This window comes from Rhizobium sp. NLR8a, from assembly GCF_019685235.1.
Lineage (GTDB): Bacteria > Pseudomonadota > Alphaproteobacteria > Rhizobiales > Rhizobiaceae > Rhizobium.
Map to the genome: position 1 here is coordinate 1 of NZ_JABDWI010000016.1, position 19,575 is coordinate 19,575.

Annotated in this window: 16 protein-coding genes, 1 pseudogene and 1 riboswitch; of the genes and pseudogenes, 6 read left to right on the forward strand and 11 right to left on the reverse strand. The window is 61.2% G+C overall.

Annotation, left to right across the window (positions count from 1 at the left end):
- Nucleotides 1-15: 15 nt before the first annotated feature.
- Genes HJC04_RS26700 through thiC form a run of 4 tightly spaced genes read right to left on the reverse strand, consistent with a single transcriptional unit; the run spans nt 16 to nt 3,806 of the window.
- Nucleotides 16-789 carry a thiazole synthase gene (locus tag HJC04_RS26700; RefSeq protein ID WP_221147494.1) on the reverse strand — a complete coding sequence of 258 codons (774 nt, stop codon included), beginning with the start codon at nt 787-789 and terminating at the stop codon, nt 16-18.
- A gap of 1 nt (nt 790) precedes the next feature.
- Complete coding sequence (gene thiS, locus HJC04_RS26705) at nt 791-988, reverse strand: sulfur carrier protein ThiS (protein ID WP_210633790.1); 198 nt, start codon at nt 986-988, stop codon at nt 791-793.
- Nucleotides 985-1,971 (reverse strand): glycine oxidase ThiO, encoded by a 987-nt coding sequence (gene thiO / locus HJC04_RS26710; protein ID WP_221147495.1) that lies wholly within the window; start codon nt 1,969-1,971, stop codon nt 985-987. The genes thiS and thiO overlap by 4 nt, the downstream gene beginning before the upstream one ends.
- A gap of 2 nt (nt 1,972-1,973) precedes the next feature.
- Entirely contained in the window at nt 1,974-3,806 is a 1,833-nt protein-coding gene (thiC, locus tag HJC04_RS26715; protein ID WP_221147496.1) for a phosphomethylpyrimidine synthase ThiC, read from the reverse strand.
- 94 nt (nt 3,807-3,900) lie between these two features.
- Nucleotides 3,901-4,032, reverse strand: a riboswitch (TPP riboswitch).
- A 647-nt stretch (nt 4,033-4,679) separates the two neighbouring features.
- On the opposite strand from thiC, the gene HJC04_RS26720 reads away from it, so the two are divergent.
- Nucleotides 4,680-6,719 (forward strand): SPFH domain-containing protein, encoded by a 2,040-nt coding sequence (locus HJC04_RS26720; protein ID WP_210633793.1) that lies wholly within the window; start codon nt 4,680-4,682, stop codon nt 6,717-6,719.
- A gap of 47 nt (nt 6,720-6,766) precedes the next feature.
- Here HJC04_RS26720 and HJC04_RS26725 read toward each other — a convergent pair whose 3' ends face one another.
- The 6 genes from HJC04_RS26725 to HJC04_RS26750 are packed head-to-tail and all read right to left on the reverse strand — an operon-like array spanning nt 6,767 to nt 11,807.
- Nucleotides 6,767-7,075, reverse strand: a complete 309-nt coding sequence (locus tag HJC04_RS26725) for a YciI family protein (protein ID WP_210633794.1) — start codon at nt 7,073-7,075, stop codon at nt 6,767-6,769.
- Nucleotides 7,072-7,920 carry a dioxygenase gene (locus HJC04_RS26730; protein WP_210633795.1) on the reverse strand — a complete coding sequence of 283 codons (849 nt, stop codon included), beginning with the start codon at nt 7,918-7,920 and terminating at the stop codon, nt 7,072-7,074. Before HJC04_RS26730 ends, HJC04_RS26725 begins: the two co-directional genes overlap by 4 nt.
- 19 nt (nt 7,921-7,939) lie before the next feature.
- Nucleotides 7,940-8,998: a maleylacetate reductase gene (locus HJC04_RS26735; RefSeq protein ID WP_210633796.1), complete on the reverse strand. Its 1,059-nt coding sequence runs from the start codon at nt 8,996-8,998 to the stop codon at nt 7,940-7,942.
- A gap of 1 nt (nt 8,999) precedes the next feature.
- Nucleotides 9,000-9,980 (reverse strand): gamma-resorcylate decarboxylase, encoded by a 981-nt coding sequence (tsdA, locus tag HJC04_RS26740; RefSeq protein WP_221147497.1) that lies wholly within the window; start codon nt 9,978-9,980, stop codon nt 9,000-9,002.
- 47 nt (nt 9,981-10,027) lie between these two features.
- The gene (locus HJC04_RS26745) at nt 10,028-11,257 is read right to left on the reverse strand and encodes a flavin-dependent monooxygenase (protein WP_221147498.1); all 1,230 of its coding nucleotides are present in this window, start codon (nt 11,255-11,257) and stop codon (nt 10,028-10,030) included.
- 10 nt (nt 11,258-11,267) lie between these two features.
- On the reverse strand, nt 11,268-11,807 hold the full coding sequence (locus tag HJC04_RS26750; protein WP_221147499.1) for a flavin reductase family protein: 540 nt from the start codon (nt 11,805-11,807) through the stop codon (nt 11,268-11,270).
- 205 nt (nt 11,808-12,012) lie between these two features.
- Between HJC04_RS26750 and HJC04_RS26755 the strand changes: the two genes are divergently transcribed.
- Both HJC04_RS26755 and HJC04_RS26760 read left to right on the forward strand, forming a co-directional pair.
- Entirely contained in the window at nt 12,013-12,465 is a 453-nt protein-coding gene (locus HJC04_RS26755) for a MarR family winged helix-turn-helix transcriptional regulator (protein WP_221147500.1), read from the forward strand.
- A 181-nt stretch (nt 12,466-12,646) separates the two neighbouring features.
- Nucleotides 12,647-13,948 (forward strand): aromatic acid/H+ symport family MFS transporter, encoded by a 1,302-nt coding sequence (locus HJC04_RS26760; RefSeq protein ID WP_221147501.1) that lies wholly within the window; start codon nt 12,647-12,649, stop codon nt 13,946-13,948.
- A 45-nt stretch (nt 13,949-13,993) separates the two neighbouring features.
- On the opposite strand, the gene HJC04_RS26765 is transcribed toward HJC04_RS26760, so the two are convergent.
- Nucleotides 13,994-14,272: a hypothetical protein gene (locus HJC04_RS26765; protein WP_210633556.1), complete on the reverse strand. Its 279-nt coding sequence runs from the start codon at nt 14,270-14,272 to the stop codon at nt 13,994-13,996.
- A gap of 144 nt (nt 14,273-14,416) precedes the next feature.
- Between HJC04_RS26765 and HJC04_RS26770 the strand changes: the two are divergent.
- The 3 genes and pseudogenes from HJC04_RS26770 to HJC04_RS26780 form a co-directional block, all read left to right on the forward strand.
- Nucleotides 14,417-14,674 (forward strand): annotated as a pseudogene (locus tag HJC04_RS26770) (flotillin family protein); the annotation flags it as partial.
- 154 nt (nt 14,675-14,828) lie between these two features.
- Nucleotides 14,829-16,097 carry a DNA repair exonuclease gene (locus tag HJC04_RS26775; RefSeq protein ID WP_221147502.1) on the forward strand — a complete coding sequence of 423 codons (1,269 nt, stop codon included), beginning with the start codon at nt 14,829-14,831 and terminating at the stop codon, nt 16,095-16,097.
- Entirely contained in the window at nt 16,097-19,570 is a 3,474-nt protein-coding gene (locus tag HJC04_RS26780) for an AAA family ATPase (RefSeq protein WP_221147503.1), read from the forward strand. The genes HJC04_RS26775 and HJC04_RS26780 overlap by 1 nt, the downstream gene beginning before the upstream one ends.
- Nucleotides 19,571-19,575 lie beyond the last annotated feature (5 nt).

The window sequence follows — 19,575 nt, forward strand, 5'->3', positions numbered from 1 at the left end:
AGAAGGGGTCTAGCTTCATGAAAAGACTGCCTTGCCGATGACGGGAGTGGATGGGACGGCGACGTCGCGTGGCTCCAGCGGTATGGCCCCATGCGCCAGGCGGCCGGCATCGATGGCAAGCGCGAAGGCCTCGGCAATGCTGGCGGGATCGCCTGCGCCGGCAACGGCGGTGTTGAGAAGGACGGCATCATAACCATATTCCATGACGGTGGCGGCATGAGACGGGCGGCCGATGCCGGCATCGATGATCAGCGGCACATCCGGAAAGTGCGCCCGGAACGATCGCAGCGCCATCGGGTTCAGCGGCCCCTGAGCGGACCCGATCGGCGCGCACCAGGGCATCAGCACGCGGCAGCCGGCTTCCAGCAGCCTTTCCGCGACGACAAGGTCGTCGGTCGTGTAGGGGAAGACCTGAAAGCCCTCGCCAGTGAGGATGCGGGCCGCCTCGACAAGGCCGAAGACGTCAGGCTGCAGCGTATCGTGATGTCCGATGACTTCGAGCTTGATCCAGTCGGTGCGGAAGACGTCGCGCGCCATTTTCGCCGTCAGCACGGCCTCCTGCACGCTGTGGCATCCGGCCGTATTCGGCAGCACGCGCACGCCAAGTTCGCGGATCAGATCGAAAAAGGCGCCGCCCGCTTTGCCGCCGACGGCTTCGCGGCGAAGCGAAACGGTGACGATCTCGGTCTTCGAGCGCTTGACCGCTTCTGCAAGGACAGCTGGAGACGGATAGCGGGCGGTCCCGAGTAGCAGTCGGGAGCGGACTTCAACATCATAAAGTTTCAGCATCTCAGCCTCCTTGCATGGGTGAGAGAATTTCGATGCGGTCGCGTTCGCCGAGCCTGAAATCGGCGCGGTCCTCGCGGTGCACCAGCTCGCCGTTGACTGCGGTTGCCAGCCATTCGCCTTCGTAGTCGAGAGCGAGGAGAAGATCTGCGAGCGTCGCGGCCGCGACCTCCTGTTCCTCACCATTGATGATGAAGGTCATGATGCCCTCCTTTCCGGTTGATTGCCTTCGCCAAGAAGAAGCCGCGCCACCTCGCCTGCCATGGCAGGCGCCAGTAGAAAACCGTGGCGGTAGAGACCATTGACATGGACTGTGCGCCCTTCCTGCGTCACACGCGGCAGATTGTCGGGATAAGCCGGCCGCACGCCTGCGCCGGTTTCCGTCACCCGTGCCTCGCCGAAGGCAGGATTGAGGGTGTAGGCGGCATTCAGCAACTCCATCAGCGAACGCGCGGTGATAGGGCCGGTATCGTCACTTTCGATCATCGTCGCCCCGATCATGAAACGATTTCTTTCGCGCGGCACGATATAGATCGGATGGCGCGGATGCAGCAGGCGAACGGGGCGAGAGAGAGTCACTTCGTTCGTTTCGACGCAGAGCATCTCTCCGCGAACGCCGCGCAAGCCGGGCAGAAGGCCGATCTGAGCAGCCCCGGTGCAGTCGATCACCCGATCGTAATGGGCAAGGTCAGCATCGCCCGTGGTGCCGAATGTGAGACGCATGCGGGCTTCTTCAAGTCCGGCGGCCAGCCCCGCGAGTGCCTGCCGTGGATCGAGATGCGCTTCCTGCGGAAAGAACAATGCCCTGCGGAAGCGGCCGGCGAGATCCGGTTCAAGAGCCGCGATCGCCTGCTCGTCCAGCCATTCCCATCCGCTTGTCCGGCGACAAAAGTGGTCGAGTTCGCCGGCATCGCGCCCGGCCGCCACGACAAGCGTTCCCCGACGATTGATATGGCCGGGTAGTGCTGCCTCCCACCAATCGGCGGCAAGACGGCCGAGCGCCAGGACCGGCTCCTCCGCGCTTTCCCTTTCGCACCATGGGGCCAGCATGCCGCCGGCAAAGCCGGAAGCGCCTGCACCGATCCGGTCGGCTTGATCAGCGACGCTGACCCGGAAACCATGTCGATAGAGCTGCCAGGCAACGGTGAGGCCGGCAACGCCGGCCCCCTTGACGAGAATATGCATCGTCATTCTCCGGCAGGCGTTTTCGCGGCCTCGGCGACCGGCATGTAGAGATCGCCGCCATCACGATACCTGGCAGCCATCGCTTCCAGTCCTTCTTTCTGAGCTTCGGCGCGAATGTCGTGGGAAATGCGCATGGAACAGAATTTCGGGCCGCACATCGAACAGAAATGCGCTACCTTGTGCGCCTCTTTCGGCAGGGTCTCGTCATGGAAGGAACGCGCCGTATCCGGGTCGAGCGAGAGGTTGAACTGGTCTTCCCAGCGAAATTCGAAGCGCGCCCGCGACAGTGCATCGTCACGGATGCGGGCGGCCGGATGGCCCTTGGCAAGGTCGGCGGCATGCGCGGCAATCTTGTAGGTGATGACACCGGTCTTGACGTCGCTGCGGTCGGGCAGGCCCAGATGCTCCTTCGGCGTGACGTAGCAGAGCATCGCCGTTCCGAACCAGCCGATCATTGCGGCTCCGATGCCGGAGGTGATGTGATCGTAGCCGGGGGCGATATCGGTCGTCAGCGGTCCGAGCGTATAGAAGGGAGCCTCGCCGCAGACCTTGAGCTGCTTGTCCATATTCTCCTTGATCTTGTGCATCGGCACGTGGCCGGGGCCTTCGATCATCACCTGGCAATCCCTGGCCCAGGCGATCTTGGTCAGTTCGCCGAGGGTTTCAAGCTCGGCAAATTGCGCGGCGTCGTTGGCATCGGCGATCGAGCCGGGGCGAAGACCATCTCCAAGCGAGAAGGATACGTCATAGGCGCGGCAGATGTCGCAGATTTCCTCGAAATGCTCATAGAGGAAGCTCTCCTTGTGGTGATGCAGACACCACTTGGCCATGATCGAACCGCCGCGTGAGACGATGCCGGTGACACGATTGACGGTGAGCGGGATATAGGCAAGCCGCACGCCCGCATGAATGGTGAAATAATCGACCCCCTGCTCGGCCTGTTCAATCAGCGTATCGCGATAGACTTCCCACGTGAGATCCTCGGCTATGCCGTTCACCTTTTCCAGCGCCTGGTAGAGCGGCACCGTTCCGATCGGAACCGGCGAATTGCGGATGATCCATTCCCGGATGTTGTGAATGTTGCGGCCGGTGGAAAGGTCCATGACCGTGTCGGCACCCCAGCGGATTGCCCAGACCATCTTCTCCACCTCTTCCGCCATCGACGAGGTAACGGCCGAGTTGCCGATATTGGCGTTGATCTTCACCAGGAAATTCCGGCCGATGATCATCGGTTCGGCCTCCGGATGGTTGATGTTGGCTGGAATGATCGCCCGGCCGGCTGCCACTTCCTGCCGCACGAATTCGGCCGTCACGAAATCGGGAACGTCAGCGCCAAAGCTCTCGCCGTCGCGAGCGAGCGTCTCCTTCGTGGCCTGCCGGCCAAGGTTTTCGCGGATGGCGATGAACTCCATTTCCGGCGTGACGATGCCGGCACGCGCATAGGCGAGCTGGGTGACGGCGCGGCCGGCCTTTGCCTTCAGCGGCGTGCTGCGAAGGGGGAATTCCGGCGTCAGCCGTTCGCCTGTGGCAAAACCATTGTCTTCAGGCTTCACCACACGGCCTTCATAGGCTTCGACGTCGCCCCGCGCCCTGATCCAGCTCTCGCGCAAACGCGGGAGCCCGGCGTCGATCGAGACCGTATGTGTCGGGTCGGTATAGGGGCCGGAGGAGTCATAGACCGTTACCGGCGGTTCGCCCGAGGTCGGGTGAAGGCTGATTTCGCGCATCGGCACGCGCAGATCCGGATAGAGCGTTCCGGGCTTGGCGATCTTGGTCGAGCCCGGAAGCGGGCCGGTGGTGACGACCGGAGTAAGCTTGGGTGCAACAATATTCATGGGTGAGGCTCCAAGGTTTGACGTTTGGAGACCCAGTTCCAGAGTTGGAATGATGAAAAGACGCCTCAAGCAACAAAGCGAAATCCGCCCGACAGCCGCAGCGTCCGCACCGTCCCTACGCCAGTATGAACTGGATCAGGTTCAACGGGTCACTGCGCCACAACAGGCAAAGCCGTATTGTTCAGCAGAATCTCAGCCCCTTGCCGGGACACCCCTGGTGAATGCTCGGCATCAAAGACCGGAGTGGCCCTGATGTCAAGCCGACCCTCACGCGTTCTCATCCGCCGGCTTTGAGTCCGCGGCAGACATCATTCCGCGTCCTCACGCGAGCTACGGCTCTCGCCAAAGGACTACCGTCAGCCGATCTCGGAAACTTGCGGCTTAGATAAGCGGGGATCGGTGTATCGACCCGACTGTACAAGAAATGCGCCACACCAACAGCAGACAAGACGTGGATAGCGAGCGTGCCTGACCTTGCAGAGGGCCTGCCAACGCAATTTTCCAGACCCCGGCTCAACGGCCCGGTATGTAAGTCAAGCGGCAATATTTATTCAGCTGAATTGAATGTTCGAAATAGCAAAATCACTGGAAGTACTTATCCGATTTCAGCATTGAATATCTTTACACCGATAGCTGTTGTCCTTACTTCCTCTATCGTTATGTCTAGCAAGGCAACACCGATGTGAGACCACTCACGACCCGCCGTCCCCCAGCGGGACTCGCGGTCATTCTCCCTGACAATCAGCAGCCTTAAGCGTTCGACAGGTTCTTAGCGCGTCGAGCAAAAAGGCGCGCCATTTCCCCGTCATATCAACCAACGCCAACCGGGCGGTCATCGGGTGGACGAACCCGTGCGCCTATGCGAGAGAAAAGATGGAAACCCTCCAATACCTTAGCCCGATGGGATGGAAGGCGATCGAAATCGCTGTGACCCTCATCATACTGGCCATGCTGTTCCGGTGGAGCGGAGTAATCCGCTATATCCCCAACGACAGGCTCGGCATCCTCGAAAAGCTGTGGAGCTTTCGCGGCTCCGTCGACAATGGCTTCATCGCGCTCTATGGCGAGGCCGGCTTTCAGCCGGATGTCGTGCGCGGCGGTCTGCATTTCTTCATGCCGTTCCAGTATTCGATGCATCGCGCCAACCTCGTGACCATTCCGCAGGGCCAGATCGGCTATGTCTTCGCCCGTGACGGCGAGCCGTTGCCGCCGACCCAGACGCTGGCCTCGAATATCGATGCCGATGATTTTCAGGATGTGCGCAGCTTTCTCACCAAGGGCGGCCAGAAGGGGCCGCAACGCAAGATCCTGCGCGAAGGCACATATGCCATCAATCTCGCGCAGTTCATCGTGTTGACCGCGCAATCAACTTATGCAGTCAACCTGAACGCGTCGGAACAAAGACTGTTTTCCGACATGTCCACTTTGATCACTGAGCGGAATGGCTTCGAGCCCGTCCTCATCCACGACGCCGAGGACCTGATCGGGATCGTCACCATCCATGACGGTCCGGCGCTGCCGGATGGCGAGATCATCGCGCCGACCGTTGCCAACAACCCGAAGGATCCGAACTTCCACAATAATTTCCAGGATCCGGAGAAGTTTCTCAATGCCGGCGGTTATCGCGGCCGGCAATTGCAGGTGCTTGCCGACGGCAGCTATTTCCTCAACCGCATCTTCGCGACCGTCGAACTCGTGGAAAAGACGATCATCGACGTCGGCACGGTGGGTGTCGTCGTCTCCTATACCGGCCGGCGAAGCGCGGATATTTCAGGTCAGTCTTATCGCCACGGCGAACTGGTCGAGACGGGCGCACGCGGTGTCTGGTCGACGCCGCTTCTGCCGGGCAAATATGCGTTCAACACCTATGCCGGCAATATCATCATCGTGCCGACCACAAACTTCGTGCTCAAATGGACGAAGGAACAGTTCGGCGAGCACCGGCTGGACGAAAACCTTTCAGAAGTGTCGCTGATCACCAGGGATGCGTTCGAACCGGTGCTGCCACTCTCGGTCGTCGTGCATATCGACTATATGAAGGCGCCGCTCGTCGTGCAGCGTTTCGGGGACATCAAACGGCTGGTCGAACAGACACTCGATCCGATGGTCTCGGCCTACTTCAAGAATATCGCTCAGACCAAGACCTTGATCGAACTGCTGCAGGAACGCAGCGAAATCCAGCGCAGATCCGGTGACGAAATGCGGGAGAAGTTTTCGTCGTATAGCCTCGAGCTGCAGGAGGTGCTGATCGGTACGCCTCGCGCCAGTAATGGCCAGAACAGCATCGAGCAGATCCTCATCCAGCTGCGCGAACGCCAGATCGCCGTCGAGAAGGTCGAGACTTATAAGTTGCAGGAAGCGGCGGCGATCCAGGAGCGCACATTGCGCGAGAAAGAAGCACTGGCCGAACAGCAGGCCAAGATCACGACGTCGGCGCTCACCATCGAGATCAGCGAGAACGAAGGCAAGGCGCAGCTCGCCCGCACCCGCCAGCAGGCCGAAACCATTCAGGTCACCGCCAAGGCAGAGGCCGAGAAGGTGCGCCTGGCCGGCCTCGGCGAAGCCGACCGGATCAAGGCGATCGCACTTGCAGATGCCGAGCGTATCAAGGCGACCGGCCTTGCCGATGCCCAGAAGGTACGCGCCGTCGGTCTGGCGGAAGCCGAGGCGACCGAGAAGAAGGTCGCGGCCTTCGGCGGTCCGGACTATCAGCTCCACTCGCAGGTGCTGATGCGCTTTGCCGAAGCGATCGAAAACGGCAAGCTGCCGCTCGTGCCGCAGATCCAGGTCGCCGGTGCCGGCGGCGACAAGGGCGGCGCCAACGGCCTGGTGGAAATGATGCTGTCGATGCTGGTCGCCGATCGGCTTGGACGACAGGGTGCCCCGGCTGTGGTGCCAGCGCCGGCCGAATAACATTGATTGTGGATGGGCCGGTCATGCCGGCCCATTTTTCTTCCTGCCTAAAACGCCGGTCGGAAACTCTCGCGCAGAATTCCGAAAGTGGGCCGCCATTCGAATAGATCGACGCTCGTGTACACGCCGGAGCCAACGAAGGGATCTCCCGCGCTGAACGCCTCGAACTCGGCCAGCGTTTCGACTTCCGCAATTACGACGGCGGTAGAAGCCCTGCCCTCGGCCGGCGGTGCAGACGGGCCGGAAAGCATGATGCGGATCGTCGCGCCGCGCAGATAGGCCTTGTGTTCCTCGATCAATCGGGAACGTTCGGCCGCCTTGCCGGGGTCGCATACGGCATAGCGGACAACGATCATTGTTTATTCCAGATCGGCGTCAGCACGAAATCGAAATCGGAGCGCCAGACCGTCGGACGATCGATACGCTCGAAAGGCGCGACCAGGCTGTTTTTGACACCAAACACCGTATCGGATTCCAGATAGGGATCGTTGCCGACAAAAGTGTGGGTTACGAGCTTCTGATAACCTGGAGCCGTGATCAGGTAATGGGTATGGGCGGGACGGTAGGGATGGCGACCGAGCGAGGCCAGCATCTGGCCGACCGGACCGTCATCCGGGATCGGATAGGAGACCGGCTTGATGCCGACGAAGCTATAGGCGCCATCTGCACCGGTGATGAAAATGCCCCGGTTGTTCCATTTCGGCTGGATATCCGGCTGCTGGACGTCGTAGAAGCCATCGGCATTATCCGACCATACGTCGATCCGGGCTCCCTCGATCGGATGACCATCGAGATCCAGCACTCGCCCGATGAAGAGGCAAGTCTCACCCTTGCCGTCGAGCGAGATGTTTTCGCCCATCTGGCGGACGGGCGCCCCTTCGATGTGAAACGGTCCAAACACGGTATTTTCCGTGGCGCCCGGCGGACGCCGGTTGTTGATCGCATCCACCAGCATCGAGAAACCCAGCGTATCGCTGAGCAGGATGAATTCCTGTCGCTGGTCATGACAGCGATGACCGGTGCGGGTCAGGAAGCCTATGGCCAGCTCCCATTCCTCCTGGGTCAGGCTTATATCCTTGGCAAAGGCATGCAAATGCTTGACAAGCGACGCCATGACTTCGGCCAGACGTGGATTGATGTCCGGCCCCATCCGCGAATTGACGGCTTCCGCGGATCTCTCTTCGCTGAAATATTCAGGCACCTGGCCTCCTCCTAATGCGTTAACGCGGCCGTGCGCCCTCCCAGGCGCTCTGCAGCAAAGCCCGGATCGCTTTTCCTTCGATCGGGCGCGGGTTCCAGTAGGGATTCCCAGCGGCAAGTTCTGCCGCATGATCCAGATCGGCTTCCTTCATACCCAGATCCCGCAGCGCCATCGGGGCACCGATCGAAGCGGCAAAATCATAAAGACCGCTGCCCAGCGAGCCGCCGAAAAGATCGGCAGCGGGCTTGAGCGCATCCGTTGCGGCTGCGGCGTTGTAGGCAGCGGAATGGGGCAGAATGACCGCATGGGTTTCTGCATGCGGCAGATCGAAGCTGCCGCCCAGCGTATGGCAAAGCTTGTGATGCAGGGCCATTCCAACGGCTCCGAGCACCGTGCCGCACAGCCAGGAGCCGTAAAGCGCTTCGCTTCGGGGTTCGATGTCCCTCGGGGCATTGACGATTTGCGGCAAAGCCTGCTTCAGCGCGCGCAAGCCCTCGACCGCCATCATCGACGAAATGGGATTGCGATCTTGCGCATAGAGCCCTTCGACCGCATGCGCCATGGCATTGAGCCCGCTGCTGACGCTGATGTTGACCGGCAATCCCAATGTCAATTCAGGATCGTAGATCACCACCTCAGGCAGGATGCCGGGGCCGCGGACCGTGGTCTTCTGTCCGTTCTCCGTCTGGCCGAGGATCGGTGTAACCTCCGATCCAGCATAGGTCGTCGCCACCACGATCTGTGGTGCGTCGTTGCGATAGGCGATGGCCTTGCCGAGACCGATCGTCGATCCACCGCCGATCGCGACCACGCAATCGGCACCGGCCTTCTCGTATGCCGCGATCGCGCGCTCGGTCACATCGACCGGCGTGTGCATGACAGCACCGTCGAATAGTCCCGCCGCAAGCGGGCCGAGGGAAGCAGCGATGCGCTGAGCGTCGGCTTTCTGGTGCGGGGTCGAAAGGATCAGGGCGCGCTTGCCGCCCTGCCCTGTAATCGCCTCGGCGAGGCGACTCACCGAGCCGCTCCCGAAGATGACCTGGGCTGCGCTGACCGTGTATCTGAAAGGTGCGACCATGTTATCGATCGAGCTTGAACAGTGAAACTGCATTGGTGCGACCGATTTTCAGACGGTCGGCTTCGGAGATGGTGGCGCTGTCGAACCAGTTTGCAGCGTGGTCGACGTTTTCGAATGGCCAGTCTGTCGAAAACAGAATTCTGTCCGCGCCGATTTCCAGCATAGCATCGATCAGCGATTGCGTGCGGAAATTCCCCGACGTCGTAATGTAGAAATTCTCGTTGAAATAATCGGCAATCCGGCGTTTGGCCGGATAGTTCTTTTCCACCTTGACCCACGCATTCCGGTGGTCGATGCGCCACATCATGTACGGCAGTCCCTCGCCCATATGACCGACGATGATCCGCAAAGCCGGGTGCTCGTCAAACAGGCCGGATCCCATCAGGCGCAGCGCATGCACAGCGGTCTCCTGCGCGAACGCCCATGTCGGACCCATCAGCCAGGAATGGCCGGCATAGATCCGGCTGTCCTGCGGCAGCGGGTTGCGCGGGTGCAGATAGAAAGGAATGTTGAGTTTTTCGACTTCGGCCCAGAACGGACGGTATTGCGGCAGATCGTAGTAGAGCGGCGTTGTTCCGTCGCCTTCCTGCGAGAAGCCGTTGACCAATGCGCCGACGAAACCCATCGTCGTCACGCAGCGCTGCAATTCCTGCGCAGCGGCATCCGGATCCTGCAGCGGCAAAGCTGCAAATCCCAGGAAACGGTTCGGGTTTTTAGCGCATTGCTCGGCCAGAAAGTCGTTGGCGCGTCGGGAAATCTCCAGGGCCTTGGCCTTGTCCGGGATCGCTTGCACGGCTGGTGCGTTCAGCGACAGGATCATTTTCTCGATGCCGTGAGCATCCATCAGCCGCAGACGCTTGTCCTGGATATCCAGAAGACGGGCGGACAGTTCCGTCCAGTAGTCGCCCGGCACGAATCCGGCCGAATCCTGCAGCGTCTCGGGAATGGCGAAATGTTCTTCAAGCGCGATCTTGCCTTGCACGATATGCTCTCTTTCCTGTCTTCAATCGAAATAATGAGGATGGCGGATCAGAATTGTCCCTTGGGCGGAAGACCGAGCAGTTGCTGGCCGACCATGGTTCCGACGGCATCCCAGTTCATGGAAATGTGGCGCCCGACGGCATTTGCATCGCGCCATGCCCGCTGCACGGGATTGGACATCTGGAGGCCGAGGCCGCCGGTCGATGCATTGAGTGCTTCGACGGCCCGAAGCGCCAGGCTGACCGCAAAAGACTGGCTGCGGCGGGCAAGAATCCGATCTTCCTCGGTGATCTCGCCGGTGCCATCCGCGCGGGCCTGGGCCAGTTGCTGCGCCCTGGCAATATCGCGCAGAATGATTTCGCGGGCAGCATCCACGGATGCGGAGGCTTCCGCCACGCGGAGCTGGATCGTCGGAAATTCGGCGATCTTGTTGTTGCCGCCGGCAACCGCACCCCGCGTCACCCTGGTGCCGATGTGGTCGATATAGCTATCCAATGCGCCCTTCGCCGCACCGACGGCCGCGCTGCCGAGGCAGAACGGAATTCCCATGAGGAGCGGCATGTTGAAAAGGCCGACACCCTTATAGAAGCGCCCGCCCGGCGTTCTGCCTGAGGTCGCGTCCGGAAAGCTCAGTATGCGGTATTGTGGAACGAAGACATCCTTGAGGATCAGGCTTTTTGAGCCGGTACCCGCAAGGCCGACCACATCCCAGGTCTCGGCAATGGTATAATCGCTGGCGGGAACCAGAAGAAACGCCGGCATAGGACGCTCCTCCTCGCCGTTTGCTGGAATGATCGCCGCACAGAGGGCCCACTGGGCATTTTCGCATCCGCTCGCAAAGGCCCAATCGCCGGATAGACGGAAACCGCCCTCGACGCGTTCAGCCATTCGGACCGGCGCGTAGGAACCGCAGAGCAGCGCATCCGGATTGCTGCCCCACACGTCCTGCTGGACCCTTTCCTCGAACATGGCGAGGAGCCATTGATGTGCGGACAGGAGACCGGCGACCCAGCCGGTGGAGGCACAGGCCGCCGACAGTTCGATATTTGCATCGACAAGCTCGGCAAACGATCCTTCGTTACCGCCGAAACGGGCGGGCTTGACGATATCGAAATAGCCGGCGGAGCGCAGCAGATCGATATTGCGCGCCGGCACGCGACCGGATTTTTCGGTGTCGCGGGCGCCGGCACGGATTTCGTCCAGCACCGGGGCGATGCGATCTGCAAGACATGCGTTCTCGACCCGCGTTGCGGCGGGAAACAGGGAAGCTGTGTTCATGGAACGACCTTCAGTTCTGGGATGTGGGAAGCGCGTGCTGTGGTGCGCAATATTTCGAGTTTTCGTACATCAGCGGGATCGTGTCTTGGGAAAGGCGTGTATCCACCACCTGCCCGATGAAGATCGTGTGCGTCCCGTAGGGAACCGCACCCATGCGGCGGCAGACAACCGAGGCATGAGCGGAATCAAGCACCATCATGCCGCGCTCATGGCGAACCCAATCGGCAGCCTCGAACCGACGTTCAGGCGCAATCTTGCCGCTGAAACCTTCCGACAGGGCGACCTGCCTGTCGGTCAGAATGCTGACTGCAAATTCCGGCACCTCAAGCAGCATGTCATGCAGGTAGGTACGATTGTTCAGGCAGATGAGGAGAGATGGCGGATCCATCGAAAGTGATGTGACGGCAGTTGCCGTCATTCCATGGTCCGTACCGTTGCGGCAGGCGGAAATGATCGTCACCGTCGCCGGGAAACGGCGCATGGTCGATCGAAACGCATCGCTGATCGGTGCAGGGGCCGGCACTATGCCGAGAGCAGCAGTGGCAGACATGATTTCCTCCCGTGTTTCCTCGCGACCAAATTATTGCATTTGCAACTGTTGTCAACGCAAATCTATAAGTCAGGCGGGAAAAATGTTTGATCTACCCCGCCATTGTCGGCGGCTGAAAGCCAATCATGTTGTCATCCCGGTCATTTAGGTGCATGTCGGAGAGAACGTTCAGCAAGCGCCCCGAATCCCGCCAGCAGACAGAGATATGTACAAACTTACCGATTCCGTTCCGTATCTTCTCAATCGCGCCGGCGTGCGGATAGCCGAGGTGTTCGCGCAGAGAATTGCCGAAGATGATCTCAGCGTGGCGATGTACAGGGTTCTGGCGATGCTCAAGGAGCGCCGGGAAAGCACCCTGGGGGATCTCGCCGACGTCGTATCTGTCGAGATTTCGACGCTTTCGCGCCTGGTCGGCACGCTGGCCAAGCGCAAGCTGGTGTCGAGAACACGTCCGGAAGACAATGGCCGGATCGTCATCGTCAGGCTGACCCCGCAGGGCGAGTCGCTGACGGAAAGGCTCATGCCGCTTGCCGTGGAGCTTGAAAGCGCCGCGGTTCAGGGCATGTCGGCCCAGGAAGTCGCAGCCCTGAAGAATGCGCTGCGCCGCATGCACAGCAACCTGCCGGCAATATCCGCAAAGGGAAAAGTTGCCAGCTGAGAAGTTTGCAGTTGCAAATATTTTATTCGCAAGTATTTAATGGCGTGTCATCATTGTCTTGACATCGCCCGCTCGCGGGTGAGTCTGGCGCTGGGAGGAACCTCGCCGGCAATGATCCAGGAGGATTTGTACATGGATCGGTGCGGACCTGCCGCTGGCAGCAGCGTGCTTCCTGTACTCAATGTATGGGGAGGGAAAATTGGCCATACAAGATCTCGCTATTGTCAACGAACGTGTTCGCAGCCCGAATATCATCATCGCCCTTTGTGGTCTGCTGATCCTGTTTGACGGTTATGATCTGATCGTTTACGGCGCAGTCGCGCCGGCGCTGCTCGGTGAAGCAAGCTGGGGCCTGACGCCCGGCATGGTCGGACGAGCTGCTTCCATCACCCTGTTCGGCATGCTGCTCGGCGCGCTCGTTGCAGGAACACTCGCCGACAGGATAGGCCGTCGCAAGGTCATCATCGGCAGCCTGCTGAGTTTCTCCGTTATGATGATCGGCAGCGGTCTGGCGCCCAACTTTCTCGTTTTCGAGGCAACCCGCTTTCTCGCCGGTCTGGGCCTTGGCGCTCTTTTTCCGACAGTAACCGCATTGATTATCGAGTTTTCCGCGCCGAAACGGAAGGCGATCGCCTATTCGATTGCTCTTCTCGGTTATCTCGCCGGCGGCATCATCTCGGGTATGCTCGGAATGTTGCTGATACAGAAATGCGGATGGCGTCCATTGATGATCATCGGCGGCGCACCGATCCTGCTTCTGCCTTTCTTTATCCACCTCATCCCGGAGTCCCCCGAATGGCTGGCAACGAAAAACCGCCAGGCCGAAGCCAACCAGATCGCAAACCAGTACAGACTGCCCAATCCCCTAGCCAGGCCCGTTGGACAACGCCAGGTCGGCATCCGGTCACTGTTTTCCGAAGGTCGCCTGCTGCCGACCTTGAACGCATGGGGCATCCACTTTTGTTCGCTTCTGCTGACATTCGGAATGGTCAACTGGCTCCCGACCATTATGAACAAGATGGGCTACGACCTCGGTTCTGCCCTGCTCTTCTCCGTAACGCTCAATCTCGGAGCCGCGGTCGGCCTGCTGATTGGCGCAAGGATTGCCGACCGTGGAAATGTCAAAATCGTCGTGGCAGGTCTGTTTCTTCTTGGAGCCTGCTCGATCTGGTTGCTGACGCAGGTGGATCAGGGACTCCAGGTTTACGCTCTCGTCGCACTTGCCGGGACGGGAACGATCGGCACGCAGATCCTCGCCAATATTCTCGTTGGAAACCTCTATCCGGTGGAGATCCGCGGAACCGGCCTTGGCTTCTCGCTCGGCATCGGCCGTATCGGAGGCATGATAGGACCGGCCATCGGCGGTGCGGTTCTGGGTGCGGGCCTTGCTCCGCAGTGGAACTTCTACATCTTCGCTTCGGTCGGTGCCCTGGGATGCGTCCTCGCACTCATGACATTGCTGTATCGCAAAAAGGCTGAGTGATGCCGGATTGTCGGCAGGTTCCCCATCCGGAACCTGCCGACAATACTAATGAACCATTCCAGGTTTCGCCCTGTTGGCGAACTGGTGGACGAGCATGATGCCCTGCTCAAGCAGCAGTTCGGCCGCCCGCAGATTGTGTGGCGCAAGCTCCCCCGAAAGTCCGCGGATCGTATTGGCGATGCAGACGGAGTTGACGACGAAACGGGCGTCGCCCTCCTCTTCGGCCTCCTCGGCGGTCGCCTCCAAGGCGTCGGCGACAGTGTCGAGCAGGCTCGACCGTTCAACAAGCGTCATGTCGTTCAGAGTCTTCGAAATACCGTTCATGATTGTCTCCTCGCGCGAGCCCGAGGCGGGCCACAGCGCCGATTTTCTCGATGTGCGTCAGATGGCTGTGACTGTCAGATGGAGATCCATGTCTTCAGAAGCAACGCATGGCTGCCGCGCGCTTCACGCATGCGTGCAGCGCGGCTCAAGGCCACCGAGAAGAAGGTGGCGGCCTTTGGCGGGCCGGACTATCAGCTCGATTCGCAGATCCTCATGCGCTTTGCCGAAGCGATCGAAAACGGCCGGCTGCCGCTCGTGCCGCAAATCCAGGTCGGCGGCGCCGGCGCCGAAAAAGGCGTCACCAATGGTCTTGTGGAAATGATGCTGTCGATGCTGGTCGCCGATCGGCCTGGTCAGCAGCGGGCGCCGGCTGCAGTGCCGGCGCCGATCGAGCAGCATTGATTGTGGATGGGCCGGTTCCGCCGGCCCATTTTACTCGCCAGGACGCTGCCGCCATGCTCTGAATATTTCATGTTTCGCTGACGGGCGATAACGTCCGTTTATTTGTCAGACGGCGCCTGCTGGATCACTCTATCGCAACACCATTCTTGCATTCATGGCCTATCGTTTCGTCCACACTGCCGATCTCCATCTCGACTCTCCCCTGCGCTCTCTCGCGCTTCGCAACGCAGAGCTGGCCGACCTCGTGAGTGACGCCAGCCGGCAGGCGCTGGTCGCGATCGTCGATCTTTGCCTTGAGGAACAGGTCGACGCGCTTGTCATCGCCGGCGATCTCTACGACGGCGAGCAGACGTCGATGAAGACGGCGCGCTTCCTGGCAGGAGAGCTCGAACGGCTGCACCGAGCGGGCATCTCAGTCTTCAAGATCCGGGGCAATCATGATGCGATGTCGAAGATCGCCAGGGAACTGGTGATGCCCGATACGGTGAAGATCTTCGGCGGCCATGCCGAGATTGTGGAGGCCACGAAGGGCAGCTTGTCGGTCGCGATCCACGGCCTGAGCTTTGCGAAACCGCAGGCCCCGGACCCGCTGCTGCCGAAGTTCAAGCCGCCGGTAACGGATGCCGTCAATATCGGCATCATGCATACGAGCCTGGCCGGATCGGCCGGACATGATGTCTATGCGCCCTGCAACGTGCTCGACCTGCATGCCTCGGGTTTCGATTATTGGGCACTCGGGCATCTCCACCAGCGCAGCCAGTATCCCGGCACGGCGACGGTCGTCATGCCCGGCATGCCGCAGGGCCGCGACATCAATGAAGCGGGCGTCAAGACCGTGTCGCTGGTGACCGTGGCGGACGACCGGACCGTGACGGTTGAGGAGCGGCGCACCAGCATCGCGCAGTTCGATCGCGTCAATGTCGACCTCACTGGTGTCGATGATTGGCGTGAGGCGGCCATGGTGGTCGAGACGGCGCTGATGGCGCAGCGCGACCGCACGGCTTCGCCCCATCTTGTCGCACGCCTCAGGCTTTCCGGCCGCACGCCGCTCTCCTGGCAGCTCCGGCGCGATGTTGACCTCATGCAGGCGGAAGCCGAGCGGCGCAGCGACCTGATCGGCCGCACCTGGATCGAGAAGCTGGAACTCGCCTTCGAAGCGCCCTCGATGCCCGCAGACGCGTCCGCCGCCGATCCCGTCATCGAACTCGGCACGCTGATGCGGGACGAGGTCATCGCGCGTAGCGGATTTCGCGACGATGTCAGGGAGATGGTCCGGGACCTGCTCGCCGACCTGCCGCCCGAGAGCCGGGCATTTGCCGGTGATAACGAGGCGGGTTTTGAACGCTTCATCGACAGCCTTCTCGCCGATGGCGCCGAGGACATCGCCGCCCGGATGAAGGCGGTGGATCGGGGAGACAGCTGATGCGTCTGCGCCGCCTCGATCTCACCCGTTATGGCAAGTTCACCGATCACTCCATCGATTTCGGCGCGGCCCGTCAAGGTTCGCCGGACTTGCACATTGTTTATGGCCTGAACGAAGCGGGCAAGTCGACCACCTTCGCCGCCTACCTTGATCTGCTCTACGGCATTGGTGAGCGCAGCACCTATAATTTCCTGCATCCCTACAATACGATGAAGGTCGGTGCGCGATTGGAATTTGGTGGCTCGGAATACGAGCTCGCGCGGCTCAAGCTGCGGACCGGCAGCCTTGTCGATGATCGGGGACAAGCTGTGAACGAGGCGCTCCTGGCCGGCGCCCTTGGAGGCGTCGGTCGCGAGGCCTATCGCACCATGTTCTCGCTCGACGATCAATCGCTCAAGGAAGGCGGCAACGCCATCATACAAAGCAAGGGCGAACTCGGCGAATTGCTGTTCTCGGCCAGCTCGGGTCTGGCAGGCCTGAGCCGTTCGCTGGTGACCGCGGCCGACGAAGCCAACGCAATCTACAAGAAGCGGTCGTCGAGCACCAAGCTCGCGGAACTCAAGCGTTCGCTCGAAGCGCTCAAGGCCGAGCGCAATGCCATCGACACGCTTGCTTCGGCCTATGCGGGCCTGAAATCGACCCATGAGCAGGCCGAGCGCGCCTATGGCACGACCACACGGGAATTGGCCGAGGCCAAGTCGCGGTATCAGGAGCTGACCCGCCTTCTCGGCGCCTTGCCTGCAGCGCTGGAGCTCCGGCGGCTGGATGCAGATGCAGCCGCCATGAGCGATCTGCCGCGGCCGCCGTCCGAATGGTTCGCGCTCCTGCCCCAGCTTTCGCGCGACGAGACGCGGCTGCAGGCGCTTGTCGAGACCGCCGACCGCACGCTGCGCCAGCTTGCCGACCAGATCGAGGCGATCGCGATCGACGACAAGGCTCTGGCAGTCGCCGCGCATATGGACCTGCTGGATCAGGGTCGGGCGCGCTATCTTGCGGCTGAGAGCGATCTGCCGAAGCGCCGGCTGGCGCTGGCCGAACAGGAGGGTGAGTTGGTCCGACTGCTGGCCGATCTCGAACAGCCCGGCCATGCGAAACCCGAGGCCCTGCTGCTGCCCGCTTCGCTGATCGGCATCATCCGCGATCTTATCGAACGGCGTTCCGGCGTCGAGGCGAAACTGGCAGCCGCTGATCGGGAACTGTTGCGAGCGCGGGAGAATCTCGAAAGGCTGGACAGGGAAGGCGGCTCGCGAGATGGAGCTGGGGTCCTGGATCCCGAGCTTTTCGGCCGCATCGAGATCGCCCTGAGCCGGCTGGCGGGATCTGATCTCCCCGTGCGGCTTACCATGGAAGAACGGACACTTGTCCAGGCGAAGCGAACGCAGGAGAACCGGTTTGAACAGCTCGCACCCTGGAGCGGCAACGCCGCCGCTCTGCGGCAAATGGCCGTGGCAGAGCCTCGACAGATCGAAGCCTGGCGTGGCCAAGCGGCCGCTATCGACAAGCGGATTGGCGATCACGAGGGAAGGCTGCGCGATCTCGGCACCGAACAGGCGCTGACCAAAGCCCGGATCGCGGCCTTCGTCGCCGGCGGTTCGATCGACGATACCGAGGCCGCGCGGCTGCGCGATGAACGCGATGCCGCCTGGCAGGCGCATCTTACCAGCCTGAATGCCGCCACGGCTCGGATTTTCGAGGAGCGGATGCGGCAGGACGACGTGGTATCCGCCGGCCGGCTGTCGCGGGCGCAGGAACTGGCCGAGCTGCGTCAACTCCGCCAGGCGGAAGCGGCAACGGCAGCAATGATCGAGCGGCAAAGGGAACTGCTTGGCGAAGCGCGCGCCGAACATGATGCGCTTGCCGAGCGCATCGGTGATCTGCTGCCTGAAAGCATCGAACATGACGCCGAAGCCGCGGCGCGCGTGGCCGCACTCGAGACTTGGAGCACCAAGCGAGCCGCGGCGCTCGCCGCCTGGGACGATCTGCAACACGCAGAAGACACGGTGCACGCACTTCGCCTCGAACTGGATAGGTGTGTCGCAACGCTTGCGGAGAGCCTTGCAGAAGCCGGTCTTGATGACGCAGGCCAGCGACCGGTCGCCGAGCTGATGCAGGCTACAAATAATATAATCGTCGCCGGCAGAGCCGAGCGGGCGACGCGGCAGGCGCACGAGAAGGCGGTCGGTGACCTCAGCCACGATCTCAGGGAACGCGAGCGCGACCGGCAGGAGGCGGAAGCCGCCATGGCGGCTTGGGAGCGGGAATGGGCAGAGGCGCTGTCGCGAACCTGGTTTGCCGATAAGGCCGGTTCGATGGCCGCTGTCCGCGCGATGCTGAATGCGCTCGCTACACTGCCCTCCATCCTGAAGGAGAGGGATGACCTCGCAAGTCGTGTTGCCGCGATGGAGCGCGACCAGCAGCAATTCCGCGAGCAAATTGCCGGTCTCCTCAGAGACTGCGGTCTCAGCCAGTCGGCGGTGGATACGCTCGCCTCCGCAAACGCGCTTGTGGAACGTCATGAGGCGGCGCGGCATGCGGCTCAGCTTCGGGCAGACCGGCAGGCGGATCTCGAAAGACAATTGGAAAAACGGCGTGCGCTGGAGGAGGAACTGGCCGTTCACAATGCCCGCAAGGACGAATTGACCGGCTATTTCGCTGCGGACTCGCTTGCTTCGGTCGAAGCATTCCTGAACCAGTCCCGAGAGCGGGACCGGCTGGAGGAGCGAGCCGCCGCGTTACGCCACCAGATCACCGAGGCATTGCGTGCTGCGAGTTTTTCCGAAGCCGAACGGCGCCTCGACGCTGTCGACGCCGCTGCGGTCGAGCGCGACGCCATGGAGCTTGGCGCCCGGATCGAGGATCTCACCGAGCGTGCGAAACTTCTCTATTCCGACGTGTCGCTGGCGCGGCAGAAGCTCGAGGCCGTCGGCGGAGACGACGCCGTGGCCCGGATCGAGGCCAAACGCAGAACCATTTTCCTTGAAATCGAGGAACTGGCCGTGCGGCATCTGACGCTGCGCGCGGGCACGCTCGCGGCTGAACAGGCGCTGCATATCTATCGGGAAAAACATCGTAGTTCGATGATGAACCGCGCATCGGAGGCCTTTCGCCTGATCACCGGCGGCAATTATTCCGGCCTGACGACCCAGCCCGACCGGGACAAGGAGATATTGATCGGCGTGTCGCGCGACGGTGGTTCGAAGCTTGCGGACGCGATGTCGACCGGCACCCAGTTCCAACTCTACCTCGCGCTGCGGCTGGCGGGCTACGAGGAATTCGCAGCGTTTCGCCGGCCCGTACCCTTCGTCGCCGATGACATCATGGAGAGCTTCGACAATCCTCGCTCCGAAGAGGTCTTCCGCTTGCTCGGCGAAATGGCAAAGGTCGGACAGGTTATCTACCTTACCCACCATTGGCATCTCTGCGAGATCGCGCGAGACGTTGTTCCGAACGTGACCATACATCAACTGCCGTGACAACG

What these genes read in the sequence shown, in the direction of transcription:
- HJC04_RS26700 (WP_221147494.1), bottom strand. Translation starts at nt 789, where the DNA reads ATGCTGAAACTTTATGATGTTGAAGTCCGCTCCCGACTGCTACTCGGG.
- thiS (WP_210633790.1), bottom strand. Translation starts at nt 988, where the DNA reads ATGACCTTCATCATCAATGGTGAGGAACAGGAGGTCGCGGCCGCGACG.
- thiO (WP_221147495.1), bottom strand. Translation starts at nt 1,971, where the DNA reads ATGCATATTCTCGTCAAGGGGGCCGGCGTTGCCGGCCTCACCGTTGCC.
- thiC (WP_221147496.1), bottom strand. Translation starts at nt 3,806, where the DNA reads ATGAATATTGTTGCACCCAAGCTTACTCCGGTCGTCACCACCGGCCCG.
- HJC04_RS26720 (WP_210633793.1), top strand. Translation starts at nt 4,680, where the DNA reads ATGGAAACCCTCCAATACCTTAGCCCGATGGGATGGAAGGCGATCGAA.
- HJC04_RS26725 (WP_210633794.1), bottom strand. Translation starts at nt 7,075, where the DNA reads ATGATCGTTGTCCGCTATGCCGTATGCGACCCCGGCAAGGCGGCCGAA.
- HJC04_RS26735 (WP_210633796.1), bottom strand. Translation starts at nt 8,998, where the DNA reads ATGGTCGCACCTTTCAGATACACGGTCAGCGCAGCCCAGGTCATCTTC.
- HJC04_RS26745 (WP_221147498.1), bottom strand. Translation starts at nt 11,257, where the DNA reads ATGAACACAGCTTCCCTGTTTCCCGCCGCAACGCGGGTCGAGAACGCA.
- HJC04_RS26750 (WP_221147499.1), bottom strand. Translation starts at nt 11,807, where the DNA reads ATGTCTGCCACTGCTGCTCTCGGCATAGTGCCGGCCCCTGCACCGATC.
- HJC04_RS26755 (WP_221147500.1), top strand. Translation starts at nt 12,013, where the DNA reads ATGTACAAACTTACCGATTCCGTTCCGTATCTTCTCAATCGCGCCGGC.
- HJC04_RS26760 (WP_221147501.1), top strand. Translation starts at nt 12,647, where the DNA reads ATGTATGGGGAGGGAAAATTGGCCATACAAGATCTCGCTATTGTCAAC.
- HJC04_RS26765 (WP_210633556.1), bottom strand. Translation starts at nt 14,272, where the DNA reads ATGAACGGTATTTCGAAGACTCTGAACGACATGACGCTTGTTGAACGG.
- HJC04_RS26775 (WP_221147502.1), top strand. Translation starts at nt 14,829, where the DNA reads ATGGCCTATCGTTTCGTCCACACTGCCGATCTCCATCTCGACTCTCCC.
- HJC04_RS26780 (WP_221147503.1), top strand. Translation starts at nt 16,097, where the DNA reads ATGCGTCTGCGCCGCCTCGATCTCACCCGTTATGGCAAGTTCACCGAT.